The sequence below is a fragment of the Nonomuraea sp. NPDC049028 genome (assembly GCF_043197735.1).
Taxonomy (GTDB): Bacteria; Actinomycetota; Actinomycetes; order Streptosporangiales; family Streptosporangiaceae; genus Nonomuraea.
Genome location: NZ_JBICTR010000006.1, coordinates 628,629 through 648,056, shown reverse-complemented (window position 1 = coordinate 648,056; position 19,428 = coordinate 628,629). Strand labels below are relative to the sequence as shown.

At 70.1% G+C, this 19,428-nt stretch carries 20 protein-coding genes; 14 read left to right on the top strand and 6 right to left on the bottom strand.

Annotated elements, in window-relative coordinates:
- Positions 1 to 7 precede the first annotated feature (7 nt).
- Positions 8 to 814 carry a serine/threonine-protein kinase gene (locus ACGFJ2_RS26335; protein WP_357945775.1) on the top strand — a complete coding sequence of 269 codons (807 nt, stop codon included), beginning with the start codon at positions 8 to 10 and terminating at the stop codon, positions 812 to 814.
- Between the two features lie 7 nt (positions 815 to 821).
- Here the strand turns inward: ACGFJ2_RS26335 and ACGFJ2_RS26330 are convergent, their stop codons facing one another.
- Positions 822 to 1,577, bottom strand: coding sequence for a lysophospholipid acyltransferase family protein (locus ACGFJ2_RS26330; RefSeq protein WP_357945772.1), 756 nt, complete (start codon positions 1,575 to 1,577; stop codon positions 822 to 824).
- A 117-nt stretch (positions 1,578 to 1,694) separates the two neighbouring features.
- On the opposite strand from ACGFJ2_RS26330, the gene dhaK reads away from it, so the two are divergent.
- Genes dhaK through ACGFJ2_RS26315 form a run of 3 tightly spaced genes read left to right on the top strand, consistent with a single transcriptional unit; the run spans position 1,695 to position 3,729 of the window.
- On the top strand, positions 1,695 to 2,675 hold the full coding sequence (dhaK, locus tag ACGFJ2_RS26325; RefSeq protein ID WP_358180868.1) for a dihydroxyacetone kinase subunit DhaK: 981 nt from the start codon (positions 1,695 to 1,697) through the stop codon (positions 2,673 to 2,675).
- Positions 2,675 to 3,346 (top strand): dihydroxyacetone kinase subunit DhaL, encoded by a 672-nt coding sequence (gene dhaL / locus ACGFJ2_RS26320; protein ID WP_393472412.1) that lies wholly within the window; start codon positions 2,675 to 2,677, stop codon positions 3,344 to 3,346. Before dhaK ends, dhaL begins: the two co-directional genes overlap by 1 nt.
- A complete protein-coding gene (locus tag ACGFJ2_RS26315) occupies positions 3,346 to 3,729 on the top strand; it encodes a PTS-dependent dihydroxyacetone kinase phosphotransferase subunit DhaM (protein WP_393472741.1) in 384 nt (127 codons plus the stop codon). Before dhaL ends, ACGFJ2_RS26315 begins: the two co-directional genes overlap by 1 nt.
- A 142-nt stretch (positions 3,730 to 3,871) precedes the next feature.
- On the opposite strand, the gene ACGFJ2_RS26310 is transcribed toward ACGFJ2_RS26315, so the two are convergent.
- From ACGFJ2_RS26310 to ACGFJ2_RS26295, 4 genes are all read right to left on the bottom strand, one after another.
- Positions 3,872 to 5,608 carry a thiamine pyrophosphate-binding protein gene (locus ACGFJ2_RS26310; protein WP_393472409.1) on the bottom strand — a complete coding sequence of 579 codons (1,737 nt, stop codon included), beginning with the start codon at positions 5,606 to 5,608 and terminating at the stop codon, positions 3,872 to 3,874.
- Positions 5,605 to 6,450, bottom strand: a complete 846-nt coding sequence (locus ACGFJ2_RS26305) for a cyclase family protein (protein ID WP_393472406.1) — start codon at positions 6,448 to 6,450, stop codon at positions 5,605 to 5,607. Before ACGFJ2_RS26305 ends, ACGFJ2_RS26310 begins: the two co-directional genes overlap by 4 nt.
- Before the next feature lie 61 nt (positions 6,451 to 6,511).
- Entirely contained in the window at positions 6,512 to 7,045 is a 534-nt protein-coding gene (locus ACGFJ2_RS26300) for a hypothetical protein (RefSeq protein WP_393472403.1), read from the bottom strand.
- 97 nt (positions 7,046 to 7,142) lie between these two features.
- Positions 7,143 to 7,571, bottom strand: coding sequence for a CBS domain-containing protein (locus ACGFJ2_RS26295; RefSeq protein WP_357639239.1), 429 nt, complete (start codon positions 7,569 to 7,571; stop codon positions 7,143 to 7,145).
- Positions 7,572 to 7,720: 149 nt separating this feature from the next.
- On the opposite strand from ACGFJ2_RS26295, the gene ACGFJ2_RS26290 reads away from it, so the two are divergent.
- From ACGFJ2_RS26290 to ACGFJ2_RS26245, 10 genes are all read left to right on the top strand, one after another.
- On the top strand, positions 7,721 to 9,109 hold the full coding sequence (locus ACGFJ2_RS26290) for an aminopeptidase P family protein (RefSeq protein WP_357945752.1): 1,389 nt from the start codon (positions 7,721 to 7,723) through the stop codon (positions 9,107 to 9,109).
- A 156-nt stretch (positions 9,110 to 9,265) separates the two neighbouring features.
- The gene (locus tag ACGFJ2_RS26285) at positions 9,266 to 10,051 is read left to right on the top strand and encodes an MlaE family ABC transporter permease (RefSeq protein ID WP_393472399.1); all 786 of its coding nucleotides are present in this window, start codon (positions 9,266 to 9,268) and stop codon (positions 10,049 to 10,051) included.
- Positions 10,051 to 10,905 carry an ABC transporter permease gene (locus ACGFJ2_RS26280; protein ID WP_357945750.1) on the top strand — a complete coding sequence of 285 codons (855 nt, stop codon included), beginning with the start codon at positions 10,051 to 10,053 and terminating at the stop codon, positions 10,903 to 10,905. Before ACGFJ2_RS26285 ends, ACGFJ2_RS26280 begins: the two co-directional genes overlap by 1 nt.
- 3 nt (positions 10,906 to 10,908) lie before the next feature.
- Positions 10,909 to 11,928 (top strand): MlaD family protein, encoded by a 1,020-nt coding sequence (locus ACGFJ2_RS26275; RefSeq protein ID WP_393472395.1) that lies wholly within the window; start codon positions 10,909 to 10,911, stop codon positions 11,926 to 11,928.
- 1 nt (position 11,929) lies between these two features.
- Positions 11,930 to 12,988 (top strand): MCE family protein, encoded by a 1,059-nt coding sequence (locus ACGFJ2_RS26270; protein WP_393472392.1) that lies wholly within the window; start codon positions 11,930 to 11,932, stop codon positions 12,986 to 12,988.
- On the top strand, positions 12,988 to 14,013 hold the full coding sequence (locus ACGFJ2_RS26265; RefSeq protein WP_358555666.1) for an MlaD family protein: 1,026 nt from the start codon (positions 12,988 to 12,990) through the stop codon (positions 14,011 to 14,013). Before ACGFJ2_RS26270 ends, ACGFJ2_RS26265 begins: the two co-directional genes overlap by 1 nt.
- Positions 14,010 to 15,041, top strand: coding sequence for an MCE family protein (locus ACGFJ2_RS26260; RefSeq protein ID WP_357945742.1), 1,032 nt, complete (start codon positions 14,010 to 14,012; stop codon positions 15,039 to 15,041). Before ACGFJ2_RS26265 ends, ACGFJ2_RS26260 begins: the two co-directional genes overlap by 4 nt.
- Complete coding sequence (locus tag ACGFJ2_RS26255; RefSeq protein WP_357945739.1) at positions 15,038 to 16,084, top strand: MlaD family protein; 1,047 nt, start codon at positions 15,038 to 15,040, stop codon at positions 16,082 to 16,084. Before ACGFJ2_RS26260 ends, ACGFJ2_RS26255 begins: the two co-directional genes overlap by 4 nt.
- Entirely contained in the window at positions 16,081 to 17,418 is a 1,338-nt protein-coding gene (locus ACGFJ2_RS26250; RefSeq protein ID WP_393472388.1) for an MlaD family protein, read from the top strand. Before ACGFJ2_RS26255 ends, ACGFJ2_RS26250 begins: the two co-directional genes overlap by 4 nt.
- The gene (locus ACGFJ2_RS26245; RefSeq protein ID WP_393472385.1) at positions 17,418 to 18,158 is read left to right on the top strand and encodes a hypothetical protein; all 741 of its coding nucleotides are present in this window, start codon (positions 17,418 to 17,420) and stop codon (positions 18,156 to 18,158) included. The genes ACGFJ2_RS26250 and ACGFJ2_RS26245 overlap by 1 nt, the downstream gene beginning before the upstream one ends.
- A 21-nt stretch (positions 18,159 to 18,179) precedes the next feature.
- Here ACGFJ2_RS26245 and ACGFJ2_RS26240 read toward each other — a convergent pair whose 3' ends face one another.
- On the bottom strand, positions 18,180 to 19,232 hold the full coding sequence (locus ACGFJ2_RS26240; RefSeq protein WP_357945731.1) for a transposase: 1,053 nt from the start codon (positions 19,230 to 19,232) through the stop codon (positions 18,180 to 18,182).
- Positions 19,233 to 19,428: the final 196 nt, after the last annotated feature.

The window sequence follows — 19,428 nt, the reverse complement described above, 5'->3', positions numbered from 1 at the left end:
GGATGGCATGCGGGAGATCGGCGGACGGTACCTCCTTAACGAGGAGGCCGGTCGTGGAGGTATGGGAGTCGTCTGGCGGGCTTTCGACCAGCTTCTCCACCGGGAGGTGGCGCTCAAGGAGCTGACCCTCAGCGGTGAGGCCGAGATGGTCCGCCGCCGGGTCCTCCGTGAAGCGCGGATGGCCGCTGGCCTCACCCACCCGAACATCGTCACGGTCCACGACCTCATCGAAGAGGGCGGCAAGCTCTGGATCGTGATGGAGTACCTCGACGGCCTCTCACTGCACCAGCTGCTCTCCCAGGTGGGGACGCTGCCCGCGCAGTCGGTGGCGGCGATCGGCCAGCACCTGCTGGCCGCGCTGCGTACCGCCCACCAGGCAGGGGTGCTGCACCGCGACGTGAAGCCGGCCAACGTGATGCTGACCGGCGACCGCGTGGTGCTGACGGACTTCGGCATCGCCACGGTCGAGGGCGACATCCGGATGACCACGTCCCGGCGGCTGCGCGGCACGCCCGCGTTCATGGCCCCCGAGCGGCTGCACGGCGGCCCGGCCAGCAAAGAGGCCGACATGTGGTCGTTCGGTGCCACGCTCTACAGCGCCATCGAGGGCCAGCCGCCCTACCCCGGGCAGGACGCGGCCACGGTGCTCGGCATGGCCAGGAGCGGCGGCTACCCGCCGCCGCGCCGGGCCGGGGTGATGCGGCCCCTCATCGAGGGCCTGCTCCACCACGACCCGGTACGCCGCTTCACGCCCGAGCAGACCGCCGGCTTATTGGCCGGCATGCGCGCCAGCAGCTACCCCGCGGCGATCTGACGGGGGTTCATTCCTCCTCGCCGCGCTTGGCGCGGGCCTCCGCCTCGGCGGCGTCCATGGCGGCGGCCTCCTCCGGCGTGGGAGCCGTGCCGCCGAGGTGCTGGGGCTGCCACCACACGCCCGGCGGGATCTCCGGGTAGGTGCGCTGGGCCCGGTCCACCAGCTCCGACATCCGCGCGTGCAGGTCGGCGACGTGCTGGTCGACGTTCTCGCCGCGCTTGGGGTGGATGGGCTCCCCGATCAGGATCGTGATGGGTACGTGCCGCAGAGTGAGCTGCTTGGACCGGCCCTTGGTCCAGATCCGCTGACTCCCCCACAGCGCCATCGGGATGACCGGGACCTTGGTCGCCTGAGCCATGCGGATGGCGCCGTTCTTGATCTCCTTGACCGTGAACGACCGGCTGATCGTCGCCTCGGCGAAGACGCCGACCACCTCTCCCGCCTTCAGCATGCGCAGCGCCGTCGCGTATGACCCCGCGCCCGCGCCCCGGTCGACCGGGATGTGGTGCATGCCGCGCATCAGCGGCCCCGAGATGCGGTGGTCGAACACGTCCTGCTTGGCCATGAACCGCACCAGCCGCTTGGCGGGCACCGCCCCGAACCCGGCGAAGATGAAGTCGAGATAGCTGATGTGGTTGCTGACCAGCACCGCTCCGCCGGTGCGCGGAATATGCTCAGTCCCCTCCATGTGGAAGCGGTAGTCGAGCACGCGAAAGAGGGTCCGCGCGGCGGCGATCACCGGCGGGTACACGATCTCAGCCATGACCAGAAGGTAGCCTATTCACCCCGGTCGGACGGTAGTCGGCAGGGTCGTAGAAGCTGTGGCCGAGTTCCACTAAGACGCTTGTCCTGCCGGGGAAACGGGCAGAAGTTTCTCATCATGAAGAAGCTCATCAACTCGGCCGAATCCGCGGTTGACGACGCCTTGGCCGGGATGGCGGCCGCCCACCCGTCACTGCGGATCCGCGACCGGGTGGTCTACCGCGCGTCGGGGCCTCGGACCGGCAAGGTCGGGCTGGTCTCCGGCGGTGGCTCGGGGCACGAGCCGCTGCACGCCGGCTTCGTCGGCTACGGCATGCTCGACGCGGCCTGCCCCGGAGAGGTCTTCACCTCGCCCGTGCCCGACCAGATCGTCGAGGCGACCACGGCCGTCGACGGCGGCGCGGGCGTGCTGCACATCGTCAAGAACTACACCGGCGACGTGCTCAACTTCGAGATGGCCGCCGAGCTGTGCGAGGACGTCCAGGTCGCCGGCGTGCTCGTCGACGACGACGTGGCCGTCCAGGACTCCCTCTACACGGCGGGCCGCCGGGGCACCGGCGCGACGCTGTTCGTGGAGAAGATCGCCGGAGCGCTGGCCGAGGAGGGCGCGCCGCTGGCGCAGGTGGCCAGCGTGGCGGGCGAGGTGAACGCGCGCAGCCGCTCCTTCGGCATCGCGCTCACCTCGTGTACGACGCCCGCGTCGGGCAAGCCGACGTTCGACCTGCCCGATACGCAGGTGGAGCTGGGCATCGGCATCCACGGCGAGCCCGGCAGGATCCGGGCGCCGATGGCCTCGGCCCGCGAGCTGACCGAGATCGCCATGGACGCCATACACCGCGATCTGCCGCTGGAGGGCGACCTGCTCGTCCTGCTGAACGGCATGGGCGGCACACCCCTTATGGAGCTGTACGTGGCGTTCGCTGAGGTGGCGACCATCATCCGCGGCAAAGGGGCGCGGGTGGCGCGGTCGCTGGTGGGCAACTACGTGACGAGTCTGGACATGCAGGGCTTCTCCGTGACGATCTGCCGGCTCGACGACACGTTGACGCGTCTTTGGGACGCGCCGGTCGAGACGCCGGGGCTGCGCTGGGGACGCTGATGGGCGCCCCCACGGACCCCGAGACGGGCGGGTCCTCCATGGACCCCGGCACATTCACCACGGCCTTCTTCGTCGCCTGGTTGGAGGAGGTGGCCGAGCAGGTCCGGGTGCATCGCGAGCGGCTGACGGCCCTGGACGCGGCGATCGGCGACGCCGACCACGGCGCGAACCTCGACCGCGGCTTCACCGAGGTACTCAAGGCGCTGGCCGACTCCCCGCCGACCGCGCCGGGCCAGGTGCTGGTGTCCGCGGGCACGACGCTGATCCGCCGCGTCGGGGGTGCTTCCGGGCCGCTGTACGGGTCGGCGTTCCGGGCCATGGGCAAGGCGATGGAGGCGCCGGTGACGCAGGCCGGGTTCGCGGCGGCGTTCGAGGCCGGGGTGGTCGCGGTCGAGCGGCTGGGCAAGGCGGCTCCGGGCGACAAGACCATGGTGGACGCGCTGGCCCCGGCGTCGCTGGCCCTGGCGCTGGCCGTACGGGATGGGGTGGCGGTTCGGGAGGCATTCGAGCTGGCGGCGCGCGCGGCCGAGGAGGGGGCGCGGGCCACGATCCCGATGCAAGCCCGTAAGGGCAGGGCCAGTTACCTGGGCGAGCGCAGCGTCGGGCACGAGGATCCGGGGGCGGCGTCGTCGGCGCTCATCGTCTCCTGCCTGGTCACCGTGAGCTCGTGATGGTGGGCATCGTGCTGGTGGCCCACAGCGCCGGGCTGGCGGAGGAGGCGGCCGCGCTCGTCCGCGGCATCGCCGGTACGGGCGCGCTGGTGGCGGCGGCGGGCGGCACCGAGGACGGCGGGGTGGGCACGAGCCTCGACCTGATCGAGCGGGCGCTCACGGCGGTCGACCAGGGCGACGGCGTGGTGCTCGTGCCCGACCTGGGCAGTTCGGTGCTGACGGCCCGGCTGCTGGCCGAACCCGGCCGGGTGGTGGTGGCCGACGTGCCGTTCGTGGAGGGGGCTATCGCGGCGGCCGTCACGGCAGGTGCGGGCGCGCCCCTGGCGGCCGTTCTCGCGGCCGCCGAGGAGGCCCGCACCATCCGCAAGCTCAGCGACTCCTGAGCCCGCCCAGCGGCTCCTGGGACTCGGCGTCTCCTGAGCCCGCTCAACGGCTCCTGGGACTCGGCGTCTCCTGAGCCCGCTCGGCGGCTCCTGAACCGGCCAGTGGACTCCTGAACCCGGCTCCAGGGATTCCTGAGTCGGCTCAGTGGCCCTTGAACGCCTCTTCCAGCCACCACGAGCCGCGCTTCCCAGCGACCTTGGCGTGGACCAGCAGCGGCCGGTCTCTGGGGCCTTTCAGCCACTCGGCCACCCCGGCCAGGTCGCCGGGCTCGGTGACCGTCACGGCCGCGAAGCCGTAGCCGGTGGCGATCGCGGCGAAGTCGACGGGCGGGAACCTGACGGTGCCGAGCGGGTGACCGTGCGGGCCGAAGTGATGTACCTCGGCGCCGTACGCCCCGTCGTCGTAGACCACGACCACCATCGGCAGCCCGAGCCGTACGACGGTGTCGAGTTCGGCGATGCCCATCAGCGCCCCGCCGTCGCCCAGCGCGGCCACCGGCAGCCGGTCGGGCCGGGCGAGCGCGGCGCCGATCGCGGTCGCCAGGCCGAGCCCGATCGACTGGAACGCCTGGGTGAAGCAGAACCCCCGCTCGTCTGGCACGTCGAGGAACATGGCCGGGTACCCCATGAAGTTGCCGGAGTCGACCGCCACGATCCGCTCCTTCGGCAGCAGGTCGTCGAGCCCGATCGTGAGCGTCCTGGGGTCGATCAGCCCGTCTCCGCCCTCGTCGTCGTAGGGGACTGCCTGCCACCGGCCCTCGGCCCGGATCCGCGCGGCGACCTCCGCCGACCGATACCCACGCCCGGCATCCCCCGCCGAACCGCGAGCGTTCCCCACCGGACCGCGAGCGTCTCCGGTCGTAGCGGGAGCGTCCCTCGCCGCATCGCGAGCGTCCTCGGTCGAAGCGAGGGCGTGGAGGACCGTGCGCGCCGTGGCGGCCGTGTCGCCGACCAGGCCGAGGGTGACCGGGCGGTGGACGCCTAGGGCGCTCTCGTCGAGGTCCACCTGGACCAGCCTGGCGTGCTCGCCGATCAGCCGTCCGTGGCGGGTGGTCCACATGTTGAGGGCGCACCCCCAGGCCACGATGAGGTCGGCGTCGTGGATCAGCTCGGCGGCGAGCGGCGTGGCGAAGCCGCCGCTCACGTCCAGGTCCCAGGGGTTGCCCCGGAACAGGCCCTTGGCGACGGCGGAGGTGGCGAGCAGCGCGCCCGTGGCGTCGGCCAGCTCCTCCAGCTCGGCCCTGGCGTGCCTGGCGCCGCGCCCGGCGACAAACACCGGCCGCCGCGACTCCGCCAGCAGCCGGACGAGCGTGCCGAGCTCCGCGGCCGACGGCGTCCCATGCGACTCCGCGGCCGACGGCGTCCCGTGCGGCTCGCCGAGGAGGCCGGGCCACTCGATGAGCTCCTGCTGCACGTCGAGCGGCAGGTTGAGCACCACCGTGCGCCGGTCGCGGGTCGCCGTACGGTAGGCCGACAGCGTGTCCTCGACCGCCCGGCCGGCCTCCGTGACGCGGAGCGACACCGCGCCGACCGACGCCGCCAGCGCGTCCTGGTCGATGTGGAAGTTGGACCGTACGTCCGTCGCTTCGCCGGTGAGCACGATCAGAGGGGTACGGCTCTTGGCCGCCTCGGCGATGCCCGTCACGGCGTTGGTCAGGCCGGGCCCCTGGTGGACGGAGACGATCCCGACCTTGCCGCTCATCCTGGCGTACGCGTCGGCCATCGTGGTGGCGCCGCCCTCGTGGCGGGCGGCGACGAAGCGTACGCCGTGCGCCACGAGGGCGTTGGTGACGTGGAAGTTGCCGCTGCCCACCACGCCGAACGCGGTGTCGACCCCGGCCTCGGCCAGCACCCGCCCGACGGCCTCGGCGACGATCATCTCTCGAGCTTATGGTCGCGGCCGCTTCGGAGCTCGTTGGCTCGTCCCTCGCTCTCTCCCTCCGAGCTCCTCCGCTCCACCAGGGCCAATACCCGCACAGGACTCCCCGACCCGCCCACGATGGGGAGCGGCGGGGCCAGGACGACGGCGCCGGTCACCGGCAGGCGGTCGAGGTTGCGCAGCTGGGTCAGGCCGTACTTGCCCGCCCCCAGCAGGAACGAGTGGCACGGGAAAGGCGGGTCGAAGGAGTGGGCGGTGCCCGCGTCGGTGCCGACGGTCTCGACGCCGAGCCCGAGGATGGGTGTCTCGGCGGCCAGCCAGTTCGCGCATTCGACGGAGATGCCGGGGGTGTGCGGGCCGGTCTCGTCGGCGTTCAGGAAGGTGGCCTGGTCGGCGGCCCTGGCGTCCCAGCCGGTGCGGTAGAGGAGCCAGCCGCCGTCGGGCAGCGGGCCGTTGGCGCGCTCCCACTCCTTGACGTGGTCGATCTGGAGCAGGAAGTCGGGGTCCTTCTCCGCCTCCGCCGCCAGGTCGAGCACGACGGCGGGCGCCAGCAGGCGGGACGGGGGCACCTGGGAGACGTCCTGGCCCTCGCGGCCGGTCACCCAGTGGATCGGCGCGTCGAAGTGGGTGCCGGTGTGCTCGCCGGTGTGGATGTCGTTCCAGTACCAGGCGGGGCCGCGGTCGTCGTAGCGGCTGATCTCCTCCAGCCGGAACGGGATCGTGTTGCCGAACGGCTCGGGCAACTGGAGGATCGGCGTCTCCGCCGACAGGGGCGAGGTGAGATCGACCACCTCGATGGCGCCACTGCGCAGGCTCTCCACCAGGCTCCGCAAGATCGACATGTCATCCTCCTTGATGGGCTGGCTGCATCCTCCTATATCGGCCTACCCGGCTCCAAGCACGTCAGGACTTGGTCCATGGGGCGCAGCCGCCCGTCTGGAGCGCCTTGTCGGTGGCCAGGATCGTCACGGTGGCGGGACCCGTGGGCATGTCCGCCGCGATCACGTCGCTCATCTGGGCGGACGTGCTCTTCATGCGGGCCCAGTAGCACTTGTCCGTGGCGGTCGCGGGACCCGTCGTACGGTAGGTGCCGGGCTGGATGTCCACGCCCACGATGAGCGTCCGCATGGCGCCGACCGCGCCCGGCGGCCCGGCCGAGCCCACGGGAGCAGGTGTCCCCACGGGAGCAGGCGTCCCCGCCGGAGCGGACGCGGCCGGGTCTGACGGGACCGTGCCCGCCGGGGCCGATGGATCCGACGTGGCGGCGCCCGCCGGGGCCGACGGGTCCGCCCCCTGGTCCGCGGGCGGCGTCGAGTCCCCGATCGTCATCGTCACCGGAGGCGTCTCCGCGGGCGCGGCCGTCGCCTCCCCCGAGTCGAGCCCGGTGAAGTACCCGAGCAGGAACCCGAGTAAGCAGGTCAGCCCGGAAACGAGCACGATGATGGTCGGACTGCTCGTCGCCCGGGGATATTCCGGAGACGAAGGGTATTCGGGAGGAGGCCCGTACATCACGGGGACAAGCGTCCCATCCGTGTCAACGGTGGAGGTAGTCGACCAGCGACGCCTTCTCCGTCTCCAGTTCCTCGATCGCGCTCTTGACCACGTCACCGATGCTCACGATGCCGACCAGCCGCCCGTCCTCGACGACGGGCATGTGCCGGAACCGGTGTGTGGTCATGGTCCTTCGCAGCTCGTCGACGTTGTCGTGCGGGCCGACCGTGCGTACTTCCGAAGTCATGATCGCGGAGACGGGCTGGTCGAGCACGGCCGCGCCGCGGTCGTGCAGGCGGCGGACCACGTCGCGCTCGGACACGATGCCCGTGATCGTCACGCCGTCGGCGGAGACCACGACGGCGCCGATGTTGTGCTCGGCGAGCTTGGTCAGGAGTTCGCGGACCGTGGCTTCCGGAGCCACGGTCATCACCGCGCTTCCCTTGCCGCGCAGGATTGTCCCGATGAGCATCTGAACCACCTCGGCTCTCAGTTACCCCGGGTGGCTCCGGCTAAGCGCTCCACCCGCGTAGCTTTCCAGGCAAGCAAGCAGGTAGGGGCACCGTCAAGCGTTCCCGTAGGCTGCATGCCGTACATGGAGCTTGTGAAACAGGATGCGTGATGACAGAGCCGCTCAATACCGGCAGCCATGATCTGCCCGTCACCGCGGCGCTGACCGCGTTCATGCGGACGGGCTGGGCCGACACCCGGCGCACCGACGTGGCGGCGCTGCCGATCGCGCCCTGGGCGGCCAGGCGCCGCGCCGCGCTCGCCGCCCGCTTCCCCGGTGAGCGGCTCGTCGTGCCGTCGGGGACGCTGAAGGTGCGCAGCAACGACAGTGACTACCGCTTCCGGCCGCACAGCGCGTTCTCCTATCTGACGGGCGCGGGCGAGCCGGGCGACGTGCTGGTCATCGAGCCGTCGGGCGAGGCCACGCTGTACCTCAGGCCGCGCTCGCCGCGCGAGGACGGCGAGGAGTTCTACCGCGACCGGCGTTATGGGGAGTTCTGGGTGGGGCGGCGGCCCGACCTGGAGGAGGCGGCCGAGCTCTACCAGATCGGCTGCGCCCACATCCGTGAGCTGTCGCTGTCCGGGCCCGCCAGGGTGCTGGGCGGCGTGGACGCGGCGGTCGACGCGCTGCTGCCGGGCGACGCGGAGTTCGAGAGCTTCCTGTCGGAGATGCGGCTGATCAAGGACGCGTGGGAGATCGGCGAGCTGCAGTCGGCGGTCGACGCCACCGCGCGCGGCTTCGAAGACGTCGTACGCGCGCTGCCCGCCGCGCTCGGGCACCCTCGGGGCGAGCGCTACCTGGAGGGCGTGTTCGGGCTCCGTTCGCGCCTGGAGGGCAACGCGGCCGGCTACGACAGCATCGTGGCCTCGGGCGCGCACGCGTGTGTGCTGCACTGGATCCGCAACGACGGCCGCCTCGACCCGAACGACCTCCTGCTGCTGGACGCGGGTGTCGAGTCCGACACCCTCTACACGGCCGACATCACCCGCACGCTGCCGCTGTCCGGCCGCTTCAGTCCCGTGCAGCGGCAGGCGTACGAGCTGGTGTACGAGGCGCAGACGGCCGGGATCGCCGCGCTCAAGCCCGGTGCCCGCTTCCGCGACTTCCACCTGGCGGCGATGCGGGTCATCAGCGAGGGCCTGCACGACTGGGGCCTGCTGCGCGACTCGCCGGACGCGCTGATGGAGTCGGGCCTGTACCGCCGCTACACGCTCTGCAGCAGCGGCCACATGCTCGGCCTGGACGTGCACGACTGCGCCCGCGCGCGCTCGGAGGTCTACCTGGACGGAGTCCTGGAGGAGGGCCAGGTGCTGACCGTCGAGCCGGGCCTGTACCTGCAGCCCGACGATCTCACCCTGCCGGCGGAGTTCCGGGGGCTGGGCATCCGGATCGAGGACGATCTGGTGATCACCGCCGACGGCGCCCGCCTGATGTCGGCCGCCCTGCCGCGCCATCCCGCCGAGGTCGAGTCCTGGATGGCCGGGCTACTGAACAACTGAAACGGCTACGAAGCGATCACGTTTCGTAGCGGGCTGACAACCTCTGAGCTGAGCCTCATACCTTTTCCTCAAATTCCAGCGAAAGCATCGACTTACTAGACGGACCGTCAGTAGGGTTACTGCTTCCGTAGTCGGCTGGTTCCACGAGGTGGTCAGTTGTCCGGATACGTTGGCCGCAAGGCTGTGTCCGTGCTCGGCCAGGTGGGTGACCTCTTCGTCATCGTCCTGGAGGGATTGCGCCGCAGCTGGGACGTCCGGAGCTGGTGGTGGGAGTTCGTCGACCAGTGCTGGTTCCTGGCCCGCGTGACCAGCGTGCCGGTGCTGCTCGTCTCCTTACCCCTCGGCGCCACCGTGGCGTTGCAGGTGGGCGACCTGGCCTGGCAGCTCGGCGCGGCGTCCGCCACCGGCAGCGCCGTGTTCGTCGGGCTCATCCGGGAGGTCGCGCCGCTGGCCAGCGCCCTGCTGATCGCCGGGGCCGGCGGCAGCGCGATGACCTCCGACATCGGCGCCCGGCACATCCGCGACGAGCTGAGCGCCATGGAGGTGATGTCGGTCAACCCGATCCACCGCCTGGTCACGCCGCGCATGTGGGCGGCCAGCACGGTCGCGGTCTGCCTGTGCCCGCTGGTCATCCTGGCCGGGGCCAGCGGCGGCTACTTCTTCAACGTGATCGTCCAGGGAGTGACCTCCGGCGCCTACTTCGACGGCGCGCTGTCGCTCGTGGTGGGCTCCGACCTGTACGTGACGCTGTTCAAGGCGTGGATCTTCGGCTTCATCGCCGCGGCCGTCGCCTGCTACAAGGGCATGACCTGCGCCACCAGCCCTGTCGGCGTGGGCCGGGCGGTCAACCAGTCGACGGTGGTCACGTTCATGCTGGTGTTCGCGTTCAACTACGTGATCTCCGCCGTCTACTTCCTCGCCTACCCGCCGAAGGCGCTGTGATGGTCTCGCGTACGGCCGGCCTCAGGTTCGCCGTCACGGGGCGCGAATGGGCCGAGCGGTTCGCGACCCTGGCCAACTGGCCGCTGTTCGTGTGGAAGGTGCTGTTCTACTCCGTCCGCGACGTGATCCTTCGGCTGAAGTACTTCAAGGTCGTCATCCGCCAGGTCAGCGACGTGGTCGTGGGCGTCGGCGCGACCGTCATCGGCGGCGGCATGATCTTCGTGGTGTTCACCATGGCCTTCGTCGTGGGCGCGACCGTGGGCCTGCAGGGCTACCAGGGGCTGCAGGCGATCGGCGCCGAGTCGTTCATGGGCCTGGTCGGCAGCTTCGCCAACGTACGCGAGATCACCCCGATCATCGCCGCGACCGCGCTGGCCGCGCAGGTCGGCTCGTCCTTCACCGCCGAGCTGGGCGCGATGCGGATCTCCGAGGAGATCGACGCGCTGGAGGTGATGGGCATCAACGCCTTCACCTACCTGATCTGCACCCGGGTGGTGGCGGCGCTGCTGGCGCTGGTGCCGATCTATCTGATCGCGCTGTTCGCCAGTTTCTTCGCCACCCGGCTGATGAGCACGGTCCTGTTCGGGCTGGCGCCGGGCGTCTACGACTACTACTTCTACCTGTATCTGCCGGTCAGCGACATCGTGTTCAGCGTGACCAAGGTGGCCGTGTTCGCCTTCACCGTCGTCGTCATCCACTGCTACTACGGCTTCTACGCCACCGGCGGCCCGGTCGGCGTGGGGGTGGCGGCGGGCCGCGCGATCCGTCAGTCGATCGTCACGATCGTCCTGCTCAACCTGCTGCTGTCGTACCTGTTCTGGGGTAACGGCAGCAACCTGAAGCTGACGGGGTGAGCGATGGGACGCGACGAGTTCTCACTGCCCATCCGCGCGGGCATCGCGCTCGCGCTCATCGTGGTGCTCGCGGCGACGACGATCTTCATCGTACGGACCGCGTCGGAGATCAGCGGCACCAGGATCGACGCCGTCTTCGCCCGCGCCGGTCAGGGCCTGGACACCCAGTCCGCCGTCAAGATCCGCGGCATCACGGTCGGCGACGTGACGAAGGTGTCCCTCGACGCCAAGGGCAAGGCCGTGGTGAGCATGGCCATCGAGCCCGGCGTCCGGCTGCCCCGCACCACCGTCGCGGCCATCGAGCCGTCGTCGGTGTTCGGGCCGAAGTTCGTCGACCTCAGGCTCGGCGCGGGCGAGACCACCGGCCCCTACCTGGCCGGCGGCGCGGTCATCACCCAGACGCAGCAGCCGCTCGACCTGTCCGACACGCTCGGCGCCGCCTACCGGGGCCTGAACGCCGTGGACCCGCGTGAGGTCACCGTGATCGTGCACACGCTGGCCCAGGGGCTCGACGGCGAGGGGAAGCGGCTGCGCGAGCTCATCGACGACGCGGGCACGGTCGTCGATGTCGCGCACCGGCAGCGCGCGCGGGCCAGGCAGTTCCTGCATGACACGGCCGGGCTGTCCACCGCGCTGTCGGACAAGGGCGACGAGCTGGTGTCGATCTCCTCCGATGTCAACGTCATCACCCCCGACCTGCTGGAACGGGCCGACAAGGTGCGGGTCCTGCTCCAGGAGGTCACCTCTGTCTCCGGCCTGGGCGCGCACGGCCTGCGCAAGCATCGGCAGGATCTGCGGGCGGCCGTCCACTCGGGCGAGCGGGTGGCCTCGCTCATCTACGCCCAGCTCGGCCTGGCAGGTGACGGCGTACGCGGCCTGAACCGGCTGGTGGACCTGCTCAACAAGCTGATCGAGGCGCCGGGCCCCGGCGGCGCCCGCCAGCTGCAGGTGGAGGCGTTCGTCTCGACCGACATCTGCGAGCTCGTCGTCGGCTCCTGCGGACCCACCGACGGGAGGGACTGACGTGGCGCTGTCCAGGGAACGCGTGACCCGCCGGTGGACGCTGCTGCGCGTGGTGCTGTTCGTCGGCTTGACGGTGGCGCTGATCGTGGTGATCACGGTGCAGATCGCCCGGGTCAGCACCGGCGGCGGATACCAACTAGTCGCGACATTTGATGATGTGTCGGGGCTGCGGGAGGGCGACCAGGTGAAGATCGCCGGGGCGCCCGTGGGACAGGTCGACACGATCAAGGTGGTGAACGGCCGCGCCGAGATCACCATGGAGGTCCAGGACGCCATCAGGGTGCCGTCGGACACCGAGGCCGCGATCAGGTGGCGCAACGCGGTCGGCCAGCGGGTCGTCTACCTGCTCCCCGGCACCGCGCCGGGCCGGCTGGCCCCCGGCTCGCGGGTCGTCCGTACGTCGTCCGTGGTCGACATCGGCCAGCTGGTGAGCGACCTCGGCCCGCTGACCCGCAGCCTGGACCCGGACCAGATCAACCAGCTGCTCACCGCCGCCGCCAAATCCCTGAAGGGCAACGACAAGAACATCCCGCGGCTGCTCGACAACGTCAACGCCATCACCGGCACGATCAACGAGCGCAAGCAGACGATCCAGCGATTGCTCAAGGACTACGCCACCGTCACCGGCGTGGTCGCCCAGCGCGACAAGCAGATCGAGCAGCTCGTCGACAACCTGGTCACCCTTTCCGAGGCGTTCGCCGGCAACCGCAAGCTGATCGACGACGCGATCGTGCAGCTCTCGACCACCGTCCACACCTCCGACCAGGTGCTCGGCAAGAACGCCGACGAGCTGGGCGCGCTGGTCGACCACCTCTCCGGGCTGACCGGCGGCATCAGGCGGCATGTGAACGCGATCGACAAGACGATCGGCACCTTCCAGCCGCTGCTGGCCCGCGCCTACTCCAGCGTCGATCGCGGCCACTACTTCATCACCGCGGTCCCGTGCCTGGCGCTGAGCGCCGCGCCCTGCCCGTACCCGATGAAGACGCCGCCCCCACTACGCGGCAGCACGCGGATCCAGAGCTCCAAGGACCTGCAGAAGCTCATGGTCGGTGAGTGATGGCGCTCAAGTCCTTCCGCGACCGCAACAAGATCGTCGTCGGCCTGATCTCGCTGGCGGTGATCGGCACGATCCTGGTGGCCACCTTCCTCGTCGGCAGCCTCGGGCTGCTCGAAGGCGGCTACTACATGTCCGGCACGTTCGTGGACTCCGGCGGCCTGCGCACCGGCAACGACGTGCGGGTCGCGGGCGTGCGGGTCGGCAAGGTGACCGAGGTACGGCCCGACTACGGCCAGGGCAACGTGGTCGTCACCTGGAAGGTCGACACCGACGTACGGCTCGGCCGCGCCACCCGGGCCGACATCACGCTGTCCAACCTGCTCGGCGGCCGCTACGTCAAGCTGTCGGGCCCGGTCACCGCCCCGTACGTCGACCAGCTCCCCGAGGCGCAGCGGCGGATCCCGGTGACGCGCACGGGCGTCCCCACACTGATCAACGACGCCATCAAGGACGCCACCCACCTGGTTCAGAAGCTCGACACCAAGGCCGTGGACGACCTGCTCACCCAGCTGGGCAAGGTCGACATCAGCAAGCGCGGCCGGATCACCAAGCTGCTGAAGAACATCGGCGACCTGTCGGACACCATCAGCCAGAGCGAACCGCAGCTGCAGAAGCTCCTCGACAACGGCACCAAGATCATGAACGTCCTGGAGCGGAAGGACAAGCAGCTCGGCCGGCTCATCGACGCCATCGAGGTCATGCTGAACGAGCTGCGCTCGCGCCGCAACGAGCTGCGCGCGCTGCTCGGCGACGGCAGCGACCTCGTCCAGAGCACCACCCGGCTGATCAACGAGCACGAGAAGACGCTGGTCCAGGTCCTCGACGACACCGGCGCGATCACCACCAAGCTCAACAGCGGCAACAAGGAGTTCAACGCGCTCCTGGCGTGGGCCGGCCCGACGTTCTCCGGGCTGTCCACGATGGGCGGCCAAGGCCCGTGGCTCGAGGCCATAGCCACGGGCCTGGGCCCCATCGACCCGGAGGTGCTCGGCGCCATCGCCAAGGACAGGAAGAACGACCGATGACCCGTTTACTGGCGGCCCTGCTGGCCGGCACGCTGCTGGCGGCCAGCGGCGGGTGCACGCTGCTCGGCCCCGAGCCGTACCGGCTGACCGCGATCTTCAGCAAGGCGCCCTCCCTGTACGAGCAGGCGCGGGTGAAGGTGATGGGGCTCGACGCCGGATACGTGACGAGCATCCGGATCGACGGCGACAAGGTACGTGTCGAGCTGTCGGTAGACCGGGAGGTGCCGCTGCCCGCGAACGTCAAGGCCGTGGTCGCGCCGCAGAACACCCTGGGCGAGCGCAACGTGGTGCTCTACCCGCCCTGGAAGCCCGGCGACCAGCGGATCGCCTCCGGCGCCACGATCCCGCTGGAGCGCACCGACCTGCCGGTGGAGATCGACGACGCGCTCGACGCGTTCACCAAGCTGACCGACGCGCTGGACTCCGACAAGCTGGGCGACGTCGCGGGCGACCTCGCCGACAGCGTCAGGGGCCGCGGCAAGACGGTCAACAACGCGCTCGCCGACACCGCGCGGCTCACCGACACGCTGGCCAAGCAGGACCAGCAGCTCATCGACCTGGCCAAGGGCCTGAACAAGCTGGCCACCAGCCTCAACAAGCGGCAGAGCCAGGTGACCGGCGCGATCGACTCCTTCGCCGAGGCCAGCGCCATCCTGGCCGAGGAGCGGCGGCGGCTGCGGACGTTCATCGCGGGCATGGCCGATTTCGTGCGCCGGGGCGACGTGATCATCGAAGCGTATTCCGAACGGCTCCCCCAGGCCGCCGGCACGCTGGCCGAGCTGGTGCTGACGGTCCGGGCGAACAGCGCGTCGATGGCCCAGGCGATCAAGGGCGCGGCCGACTTCTCCGACATCCTGATCGACTCCTGGGACAAGAAGCAGCACGTGCTGAAGATCCGCGTGGTGCTCAACGCGATGACCAGGGCCTGGCTGACCCCGCTGTTCGACGCCCTGAACCTCGGCAAGGTCCCGTGCCTGCCCGCCGGCCTCAGCAACTGCCCCTTCGAGCAGGGGAAGAAGAAGCGATGAAGGCACGTGTCCTGTCCGGGCTGCTCGCGCTGGGCATCACCGCGTCCTGCTCGCTCCAGACACTCGGCGCCACCGGCGGCGATTTGACCATCAACGCCACCTTCGACGACGTCCAGAGCCTGGTCGCCGGGCACAGCGTGCAGATCTCCGACGTACGGGTGGGCACCGTGACCGGCATCCGGCTGCAGGGCTACCAGGCCAGGGTGACCATGTCGATCACGCCGGAGCACCCGGTGCCCGAGGGCAGCACCGCGACGGTGGCCAAGACCTCGGTCCTGGGCGAGAACTACGTCCAGCTCACGCCGCCCGCCGGCAAGGACCTGTCGAAGGGCCCCTACCTCAAGAGCGGCGCCACGATCACCGACACCTCGGTCGAACCGGACATCGAGCAGGTCACCGCGAAGGCCGGGCCGCTCATCGAGGCGCTCGGCACGCAGGACGTCAACGCCATCCTCGACGCCGCCTCGACCGCGTTCGCCGGCAAGGGCGCCGACGTCAACAAGCTGATCAAGCAGACGGCCGAGGTGACCGACACCTACGCCGCCGCCCGCCAGGACATCGCCACCACCGTGGACGCCCTGGCCAAGCTGGGCGACCAGCTGGCCAAGGGCAGCAAGGAGCTGGACCGGCTGCCCGGCACGCTCGCGGCGGCCACGGCCCGCATCGCGCACGGCCGCAGGCACGTGAAGACGGCCATCATCGCGCTGACCGACCTGGCCAAGGAGGCCAACCTCACGGTCTACCCGCGGCACGCCGCCCGGCTGCGCACGCTGCTGCGCGAGCTCGACGCGATCACCTCCTCGATGCTGCGCGGCAAGGAGGACCTGAAGGCGCTGGTGGCCAAGCTGCAGGCGTTCATCGACACGCCGCCGATCACGGTCAACGGCCAGGTGCTGATCTACGTGTGGCTGAAGGGCCTGTTGACGCCGCAGCACAAGGGACTCCTGCCGAACGGCAAGACGGGCTTGCTGCCGAACGGCAAGACGGGTCTGCTGCCCAACCGGGTGGCGGACTTCCGCCTGCTCTGGGAGCCGCCGCGATGAGGAACCGCCGCATCTATCTGAACCTTGGCTTCTTCGTCGTCCTGGGCATCGTGATGACGATCTGGGCGTTCAGCACGATCATCAAGCTCGACGCGATCACCCAGCCCTACCGGGTGTCGGCGGAGTTCGTCTCCTCCCCCGGTCTGGTCCGCGGCTTCGACGTCGCCTACCTGGGTGTGCGGGTGGGGAAGGTCGGGGACGTACGGCTGGCGCCCGGCAAGATCGTCGTGGGCCTGGACATCGACAAGGAGGTCCGGCTGCCGAAGGCCGCCACGGCCGAGGTACGGCGCAAGTCCGCGGTCGGCGAGCCGTACGTGGAGCTGTCGCCGCCCGCGACCGGCGTGAACGGCCCGACGCTCGCAGCCGGCGACGTGATCCCGCTGTCCAAGACCACGGTGCCGCTGGACTACCGCAAGCTGTTCGAGGGCGTCGGCAAGCTACTGTCCGCCGTACCGCCCGAGGACGCCAAGACGATCACGCACGAGCTGGCGGTCGCGCTGGACGGCCGGTCGTCGTCGATCAGGGACATCATCGAGGACGCGCACGACCTGACCGGCACGCTGGCCGACAACTCCCAGGTGCTCGACGACCTGTCCGTGCAGCTCACCCAGCTCACCCACACGCTGGCGGGCAGGAAGGACAAGCTGGCTTCCGGCATCACGGACCTGAGCACGGTGACGGCCACGCTACGCGACTCGCGTACCGACCTCGACGCCTTCCTGGACCAGGGACCCGGCGTGTTCGGGCAGCTCGACCAGGCCATCAAGCGGGCCAGACCGGGCCTGTCGTGCCTGCTGACCGCGGCGGGCCTGCCGCACAAACCGGTGTTCTCCGCCGAGACCGAGCGGAACGTGCACCACCTGCTGAGCATCGTGCCGACGGCGCTGAGCCTGGCGGACGACATCAGCGTCAGGGAGGGGAACACGGTGTACGGCAAGGCGTCGTTCATCTTCAGCGTCCCGGGCGGGCCGCAACCGGCGGAGGAGTACGCGGGCCCGGTCGGCCCGCCCACCGTGCCCCGCCTGCGCGCCTGCCCCGACCGCGCCACGGACGAGCCGGTCCGTACGGAAGACGCCGCCGACCATCCCGGGAAAGACACCGAAGCAGAGCAGACCAGGCGGCCGGAAGCCCAGGCCAAGGCCACCGCACAGCCCGAGCGGACCCCGGAGGCGGCGGGCGCGAAGTCACCCGCCGCGGCTTCCGGGCCCGCGTCCCGTACCCCGGTGGACGCCGCTCCGCTGATTGCCGCGATCTTCCTCGCGGTGGCGGCGAGTGGTGGCATCTTGGGGTGGATCGCGGTGGGCCGGGCCGCCCGCCGCCGTGAGGAGAACTGATGACCACCAAGCAGGACCTCGCGGAGGACCAGCAGAGCGCCGCGGAGGAGGCCACAGCGGCAGAAATACCGACCACCCCGGACACCGGCCTTTCGGAGGGCGTCTCCTCTGACAGCGCCTCTGACAGCGGCCCCTTGGACGGCGGCCCCTCGGACGGCGGGGTGGTCGCCGCTGGGCGGTCGGGGCTGGGGCGTGGCCGGATTCTGGTGGCGGTGGTGGCCCTGCTGGTGGCCGCGCTGGCCGCCACGGCGGCGCTGCAGTGGATCTCCGCGAGCCAGGCCCGCGACTCGCTGGCCCGGCTGGAGAGCGAGCGGGCCCTGCGACTGGAGGTCTCGGGCGCGGCCAGTTCGTTCGGCAAGGCGCTGCTCAGCTACGACTACCAGAACCTCCAGGCCACCCGCGCCACGCTGACGGCCCAGGCCACCGGCGACTTCCTGGCCACCTACGACGAGGCGTTCGGCGGCGCGATGGCCCAGGTCATCGTCAAGCTGAAGGCCGTCTCGCAGGCGAACGTCCGCGAGGTCTACCTCTCGGACGTCGACGAGGCCACCGCGCACGCCATCGTCGTGGTCGACCAGCAGGTGAACACCTCGGAGGCGATACGCTCGGTCAAGGACTCCCATCTGAAGATCAGCCTGGTCAAGGAGAAGGGTGTCTGGAAGGTCCACGACGTGACCGTGCTCGGCGCGGCCAAAGAGGACCAGTACAACCTGGACACTGGCACGAAGAAAAAGGACTGACCGTTGAAGCGCTCCCCACGGCTAAGGTCGGGGGATTCCAGCCAGCTCGGGCTCCGTCTGTGCGGTGGCCTGGGCTGCTGTTGCTTGGCGGTTGGCCTTCCGGCCCACGCGGTTGCGTGGTTTGCGCGCCCCAACCCGCACACCCGATCTGGGTGGTACGTGCTCCGCCCTCCCGGCGGTGAGGATGTTCTTGGCGGCGTTCACGTCGGCATGCTCGGTGTGTCCGCACGAGGTGCACCCAAAGACCGCTTGGCTCTCGCGGGACTTGCGATCCACCACAGTGCACACGTTGCACGTCTGACTCGTGTACGCCGGGTTGACGGTGATCACACTGGTGCCCGTGTACCGGGCCTTGCTACGGGTGGCCAGCTCGATCCGGTACCAGCCCTTGTCCAGGATGGAGCGGTTCAGCCCGGTCTTGCGCGCGGCCCCGTTCGGCAGGAACACGCCCGGCCGTTCAAGGTCTGGCCTGGGTGCGACACCGGCAGTCAAGTTCTTGATCGCCAGGGCCTCGAACACCACCAGCTCGAAGCTCGTGGCCAGGGCGCAGGCGGTCTTGGCAGCGAAGTCCTCGCGCCGTCTGCGGACCTTTCGCACCATGTCAGCGACCCGCGCAGCAGCTTTCGTGCGCCGACCCGATCCCTTCATGGTCCGGGAAAAGTCCCGCTGCAGCTTCTTGGCGTGCTCCGCTTCCCGCCCGCCGGCGAACACCTGGTGGTGAAACAAGCCATCCGAGCGGGTCACGACCTTAACCACACCCCGGTCGATCCCCACCGCCCTGCCGGGGCGCGCGTGCGTGGCCGGGGTGGTGAACCCGTCCTCGACGAGGAAACTGACGTACCAGTGTTTGCCGTCGCGGGAGACGGTGGCGTTCTTGATCTTTCCGCCGAGCGGGCGGGTAATGCGGAAGCGGACCCAGCCGAGTTTCGGCAGTTTCGCCCGCGCCCAGCGCCGGTTCAGCCGTTCGACGGCGATTTTCCCGCCCTCAGGAAACCGGAAGCTCGGAGCGTTCCGTTCGGCGAACGCGGCCTGCTCCTCGGTCAGGTCCAGGCGGTACCTACGTCCAGCCAGCATCCGCGATCACCGATTCTTCTGGTTCTCGACGTACCGCGTGGCGACGTCCAGGGGCGCCCTACCCACGGTGGCCACGAAGCGGGAGTTAGTCCGTCCGCCCAGCCCCCAGAGGCTCTTTCGCAAGGTCACAGCCACATCGATCAGCATACGAAAGGCGCCCTACCTACCGCTCAAAGATTCGACAGAAGGGCTTACC

What these genes read in the sequence shown, in the direction of transcription:
- ACGFJ2_RS26250 (WP_393472388.1), top strand. Translation starts at nt 16,081, where the DNA reads ATGAGGAACCGCCGCATCTATCTGAACCTTGGCTTCTTCGTCGTCCTG.
- ACGFJ2_RS26265 (WP_358555666.1), top strand. Translation starts at nt 12,988, where the DNA reads ATGGCGCTCAAGTCCTTCCGCGACCGCAACAAGATCGTCGTCGGCCTG.
- ACGFJ2_RS26295 (WP_357639239.1), bottom strand. Translation starts at nt 7,571, where the DNA reads ATGCTCATCGGGACAATCCTGCGCGGCAAGGGAAGCGCGGTGATGACC.
- dhaK (WP_358180868.1), top strand. Translation starts at nt 1,695, where the DNA reads ATGAAGAAGCTCATCAACTCGGCCGAATCCGCGGTTGACGACGCCTTG.
- ACGFJ2_RS26280 (WP_357945750.1), top strand. Translation starts at nt 10,051, where the DNA reads ATGGTCTCGCGTACGGCCGGCCTCAGGTTCGCCGTCACGGGGCGCGAA.
- ACGFJ2_RS26245 (WP_393472385.1), top strand. Translation starts at nt 17,418, where the DNA reads ATGACCACCAAGCAGGACCTCGCGGAGGACCAGCAGAGCGCCGCGGAG.
- ACGFJ2_RS26290 (WP_357945752.1), top strand. Translation starts at nt 7,721, where the DNA reads ATGACAGAGCCGCTCAATACCGGCAGCCATGATCTGCCCGTCACCGCG.
- ACGFJ2_RS26305 (WP_393472406.1), bottom strand. Translation starts at nt 6,450, where the DNA reads ATGTCGATCTTGCGGAGCCTGGTGGAGAGCCTGCGCAGTGGCGCCATC.
- ACGFJ2_RS26240 (WP_357945731.1), bottom strand. Translation starts at nt 19,232, where the DNA reads ATGCTGGCTGGACGTAGGTACCGCCTGGACCTGACCGAGGAGCAGGCC.
- ACGFJ2_RS26315 (WP_393472741.1), top strand. Translation starts at nt 3,346, where the DNA reads ATGGTGGGCATCGTGCTGGTGGCCCACAGCGCCGGGCTGGCGGAGGAG.
- ACGFJ2_RS26275 (WP_393472395.1), top strand. Translation starts at nt 10,909, where the DNA reads ATGGGACGCGACGAGTTCTCACTGCCCATCCGCGCGGGCATCGCGCTC.
- ACGFJ2_RS26260 (WP_357945742.1), top strand. Translation starts at nt 14,010, where the DNA reads ATGACCCGTTTACTGGCGGCCCTGCTGGCCGGCACGCTGCTGGCGGCC.
- ACGFJ2_RS26335 (WP_357945775.1), top strand. Translation starts at nt 8, where the DNA reads ATGCGGGAGATCGGCGGACGGTACCTCCTTAACGAGGAGGCCGGTCGT.
- ACGFJ2_RS26310 (WP_393472409.1), bottom strand. Translation starts at nt 5,608, where the DNA reads ATGATCGTCGCCGAGGCCGTCGGGCGGGTGCTGGCCGAGGCCGGGGTC.
- ACGFJ2_RS26330 (WP_357945772.1), bottom strand. Translation starts at nt 1,577, where the DNA reads ATGGCTGAGATCGTGTACCCGCCGGTGATCGCCGCCGCGCGGACCCTC.
- ACGFJ2_RS26255 (WP_357945739.1), top strand. Translation starts at nt 15,038, where the DNA reads ATGAAGGCACGTGTCCTGTCCGGGCTGCTCGCGCTGGGCATCACCGCG.
- dhaL (WP_393472412.1), top strand. Translation starts at nt 2,675, where the DNA reads ATGGGCGCCCCCACGGACCCCGAGACGGGCGGGTCCTCCATGGACCCC.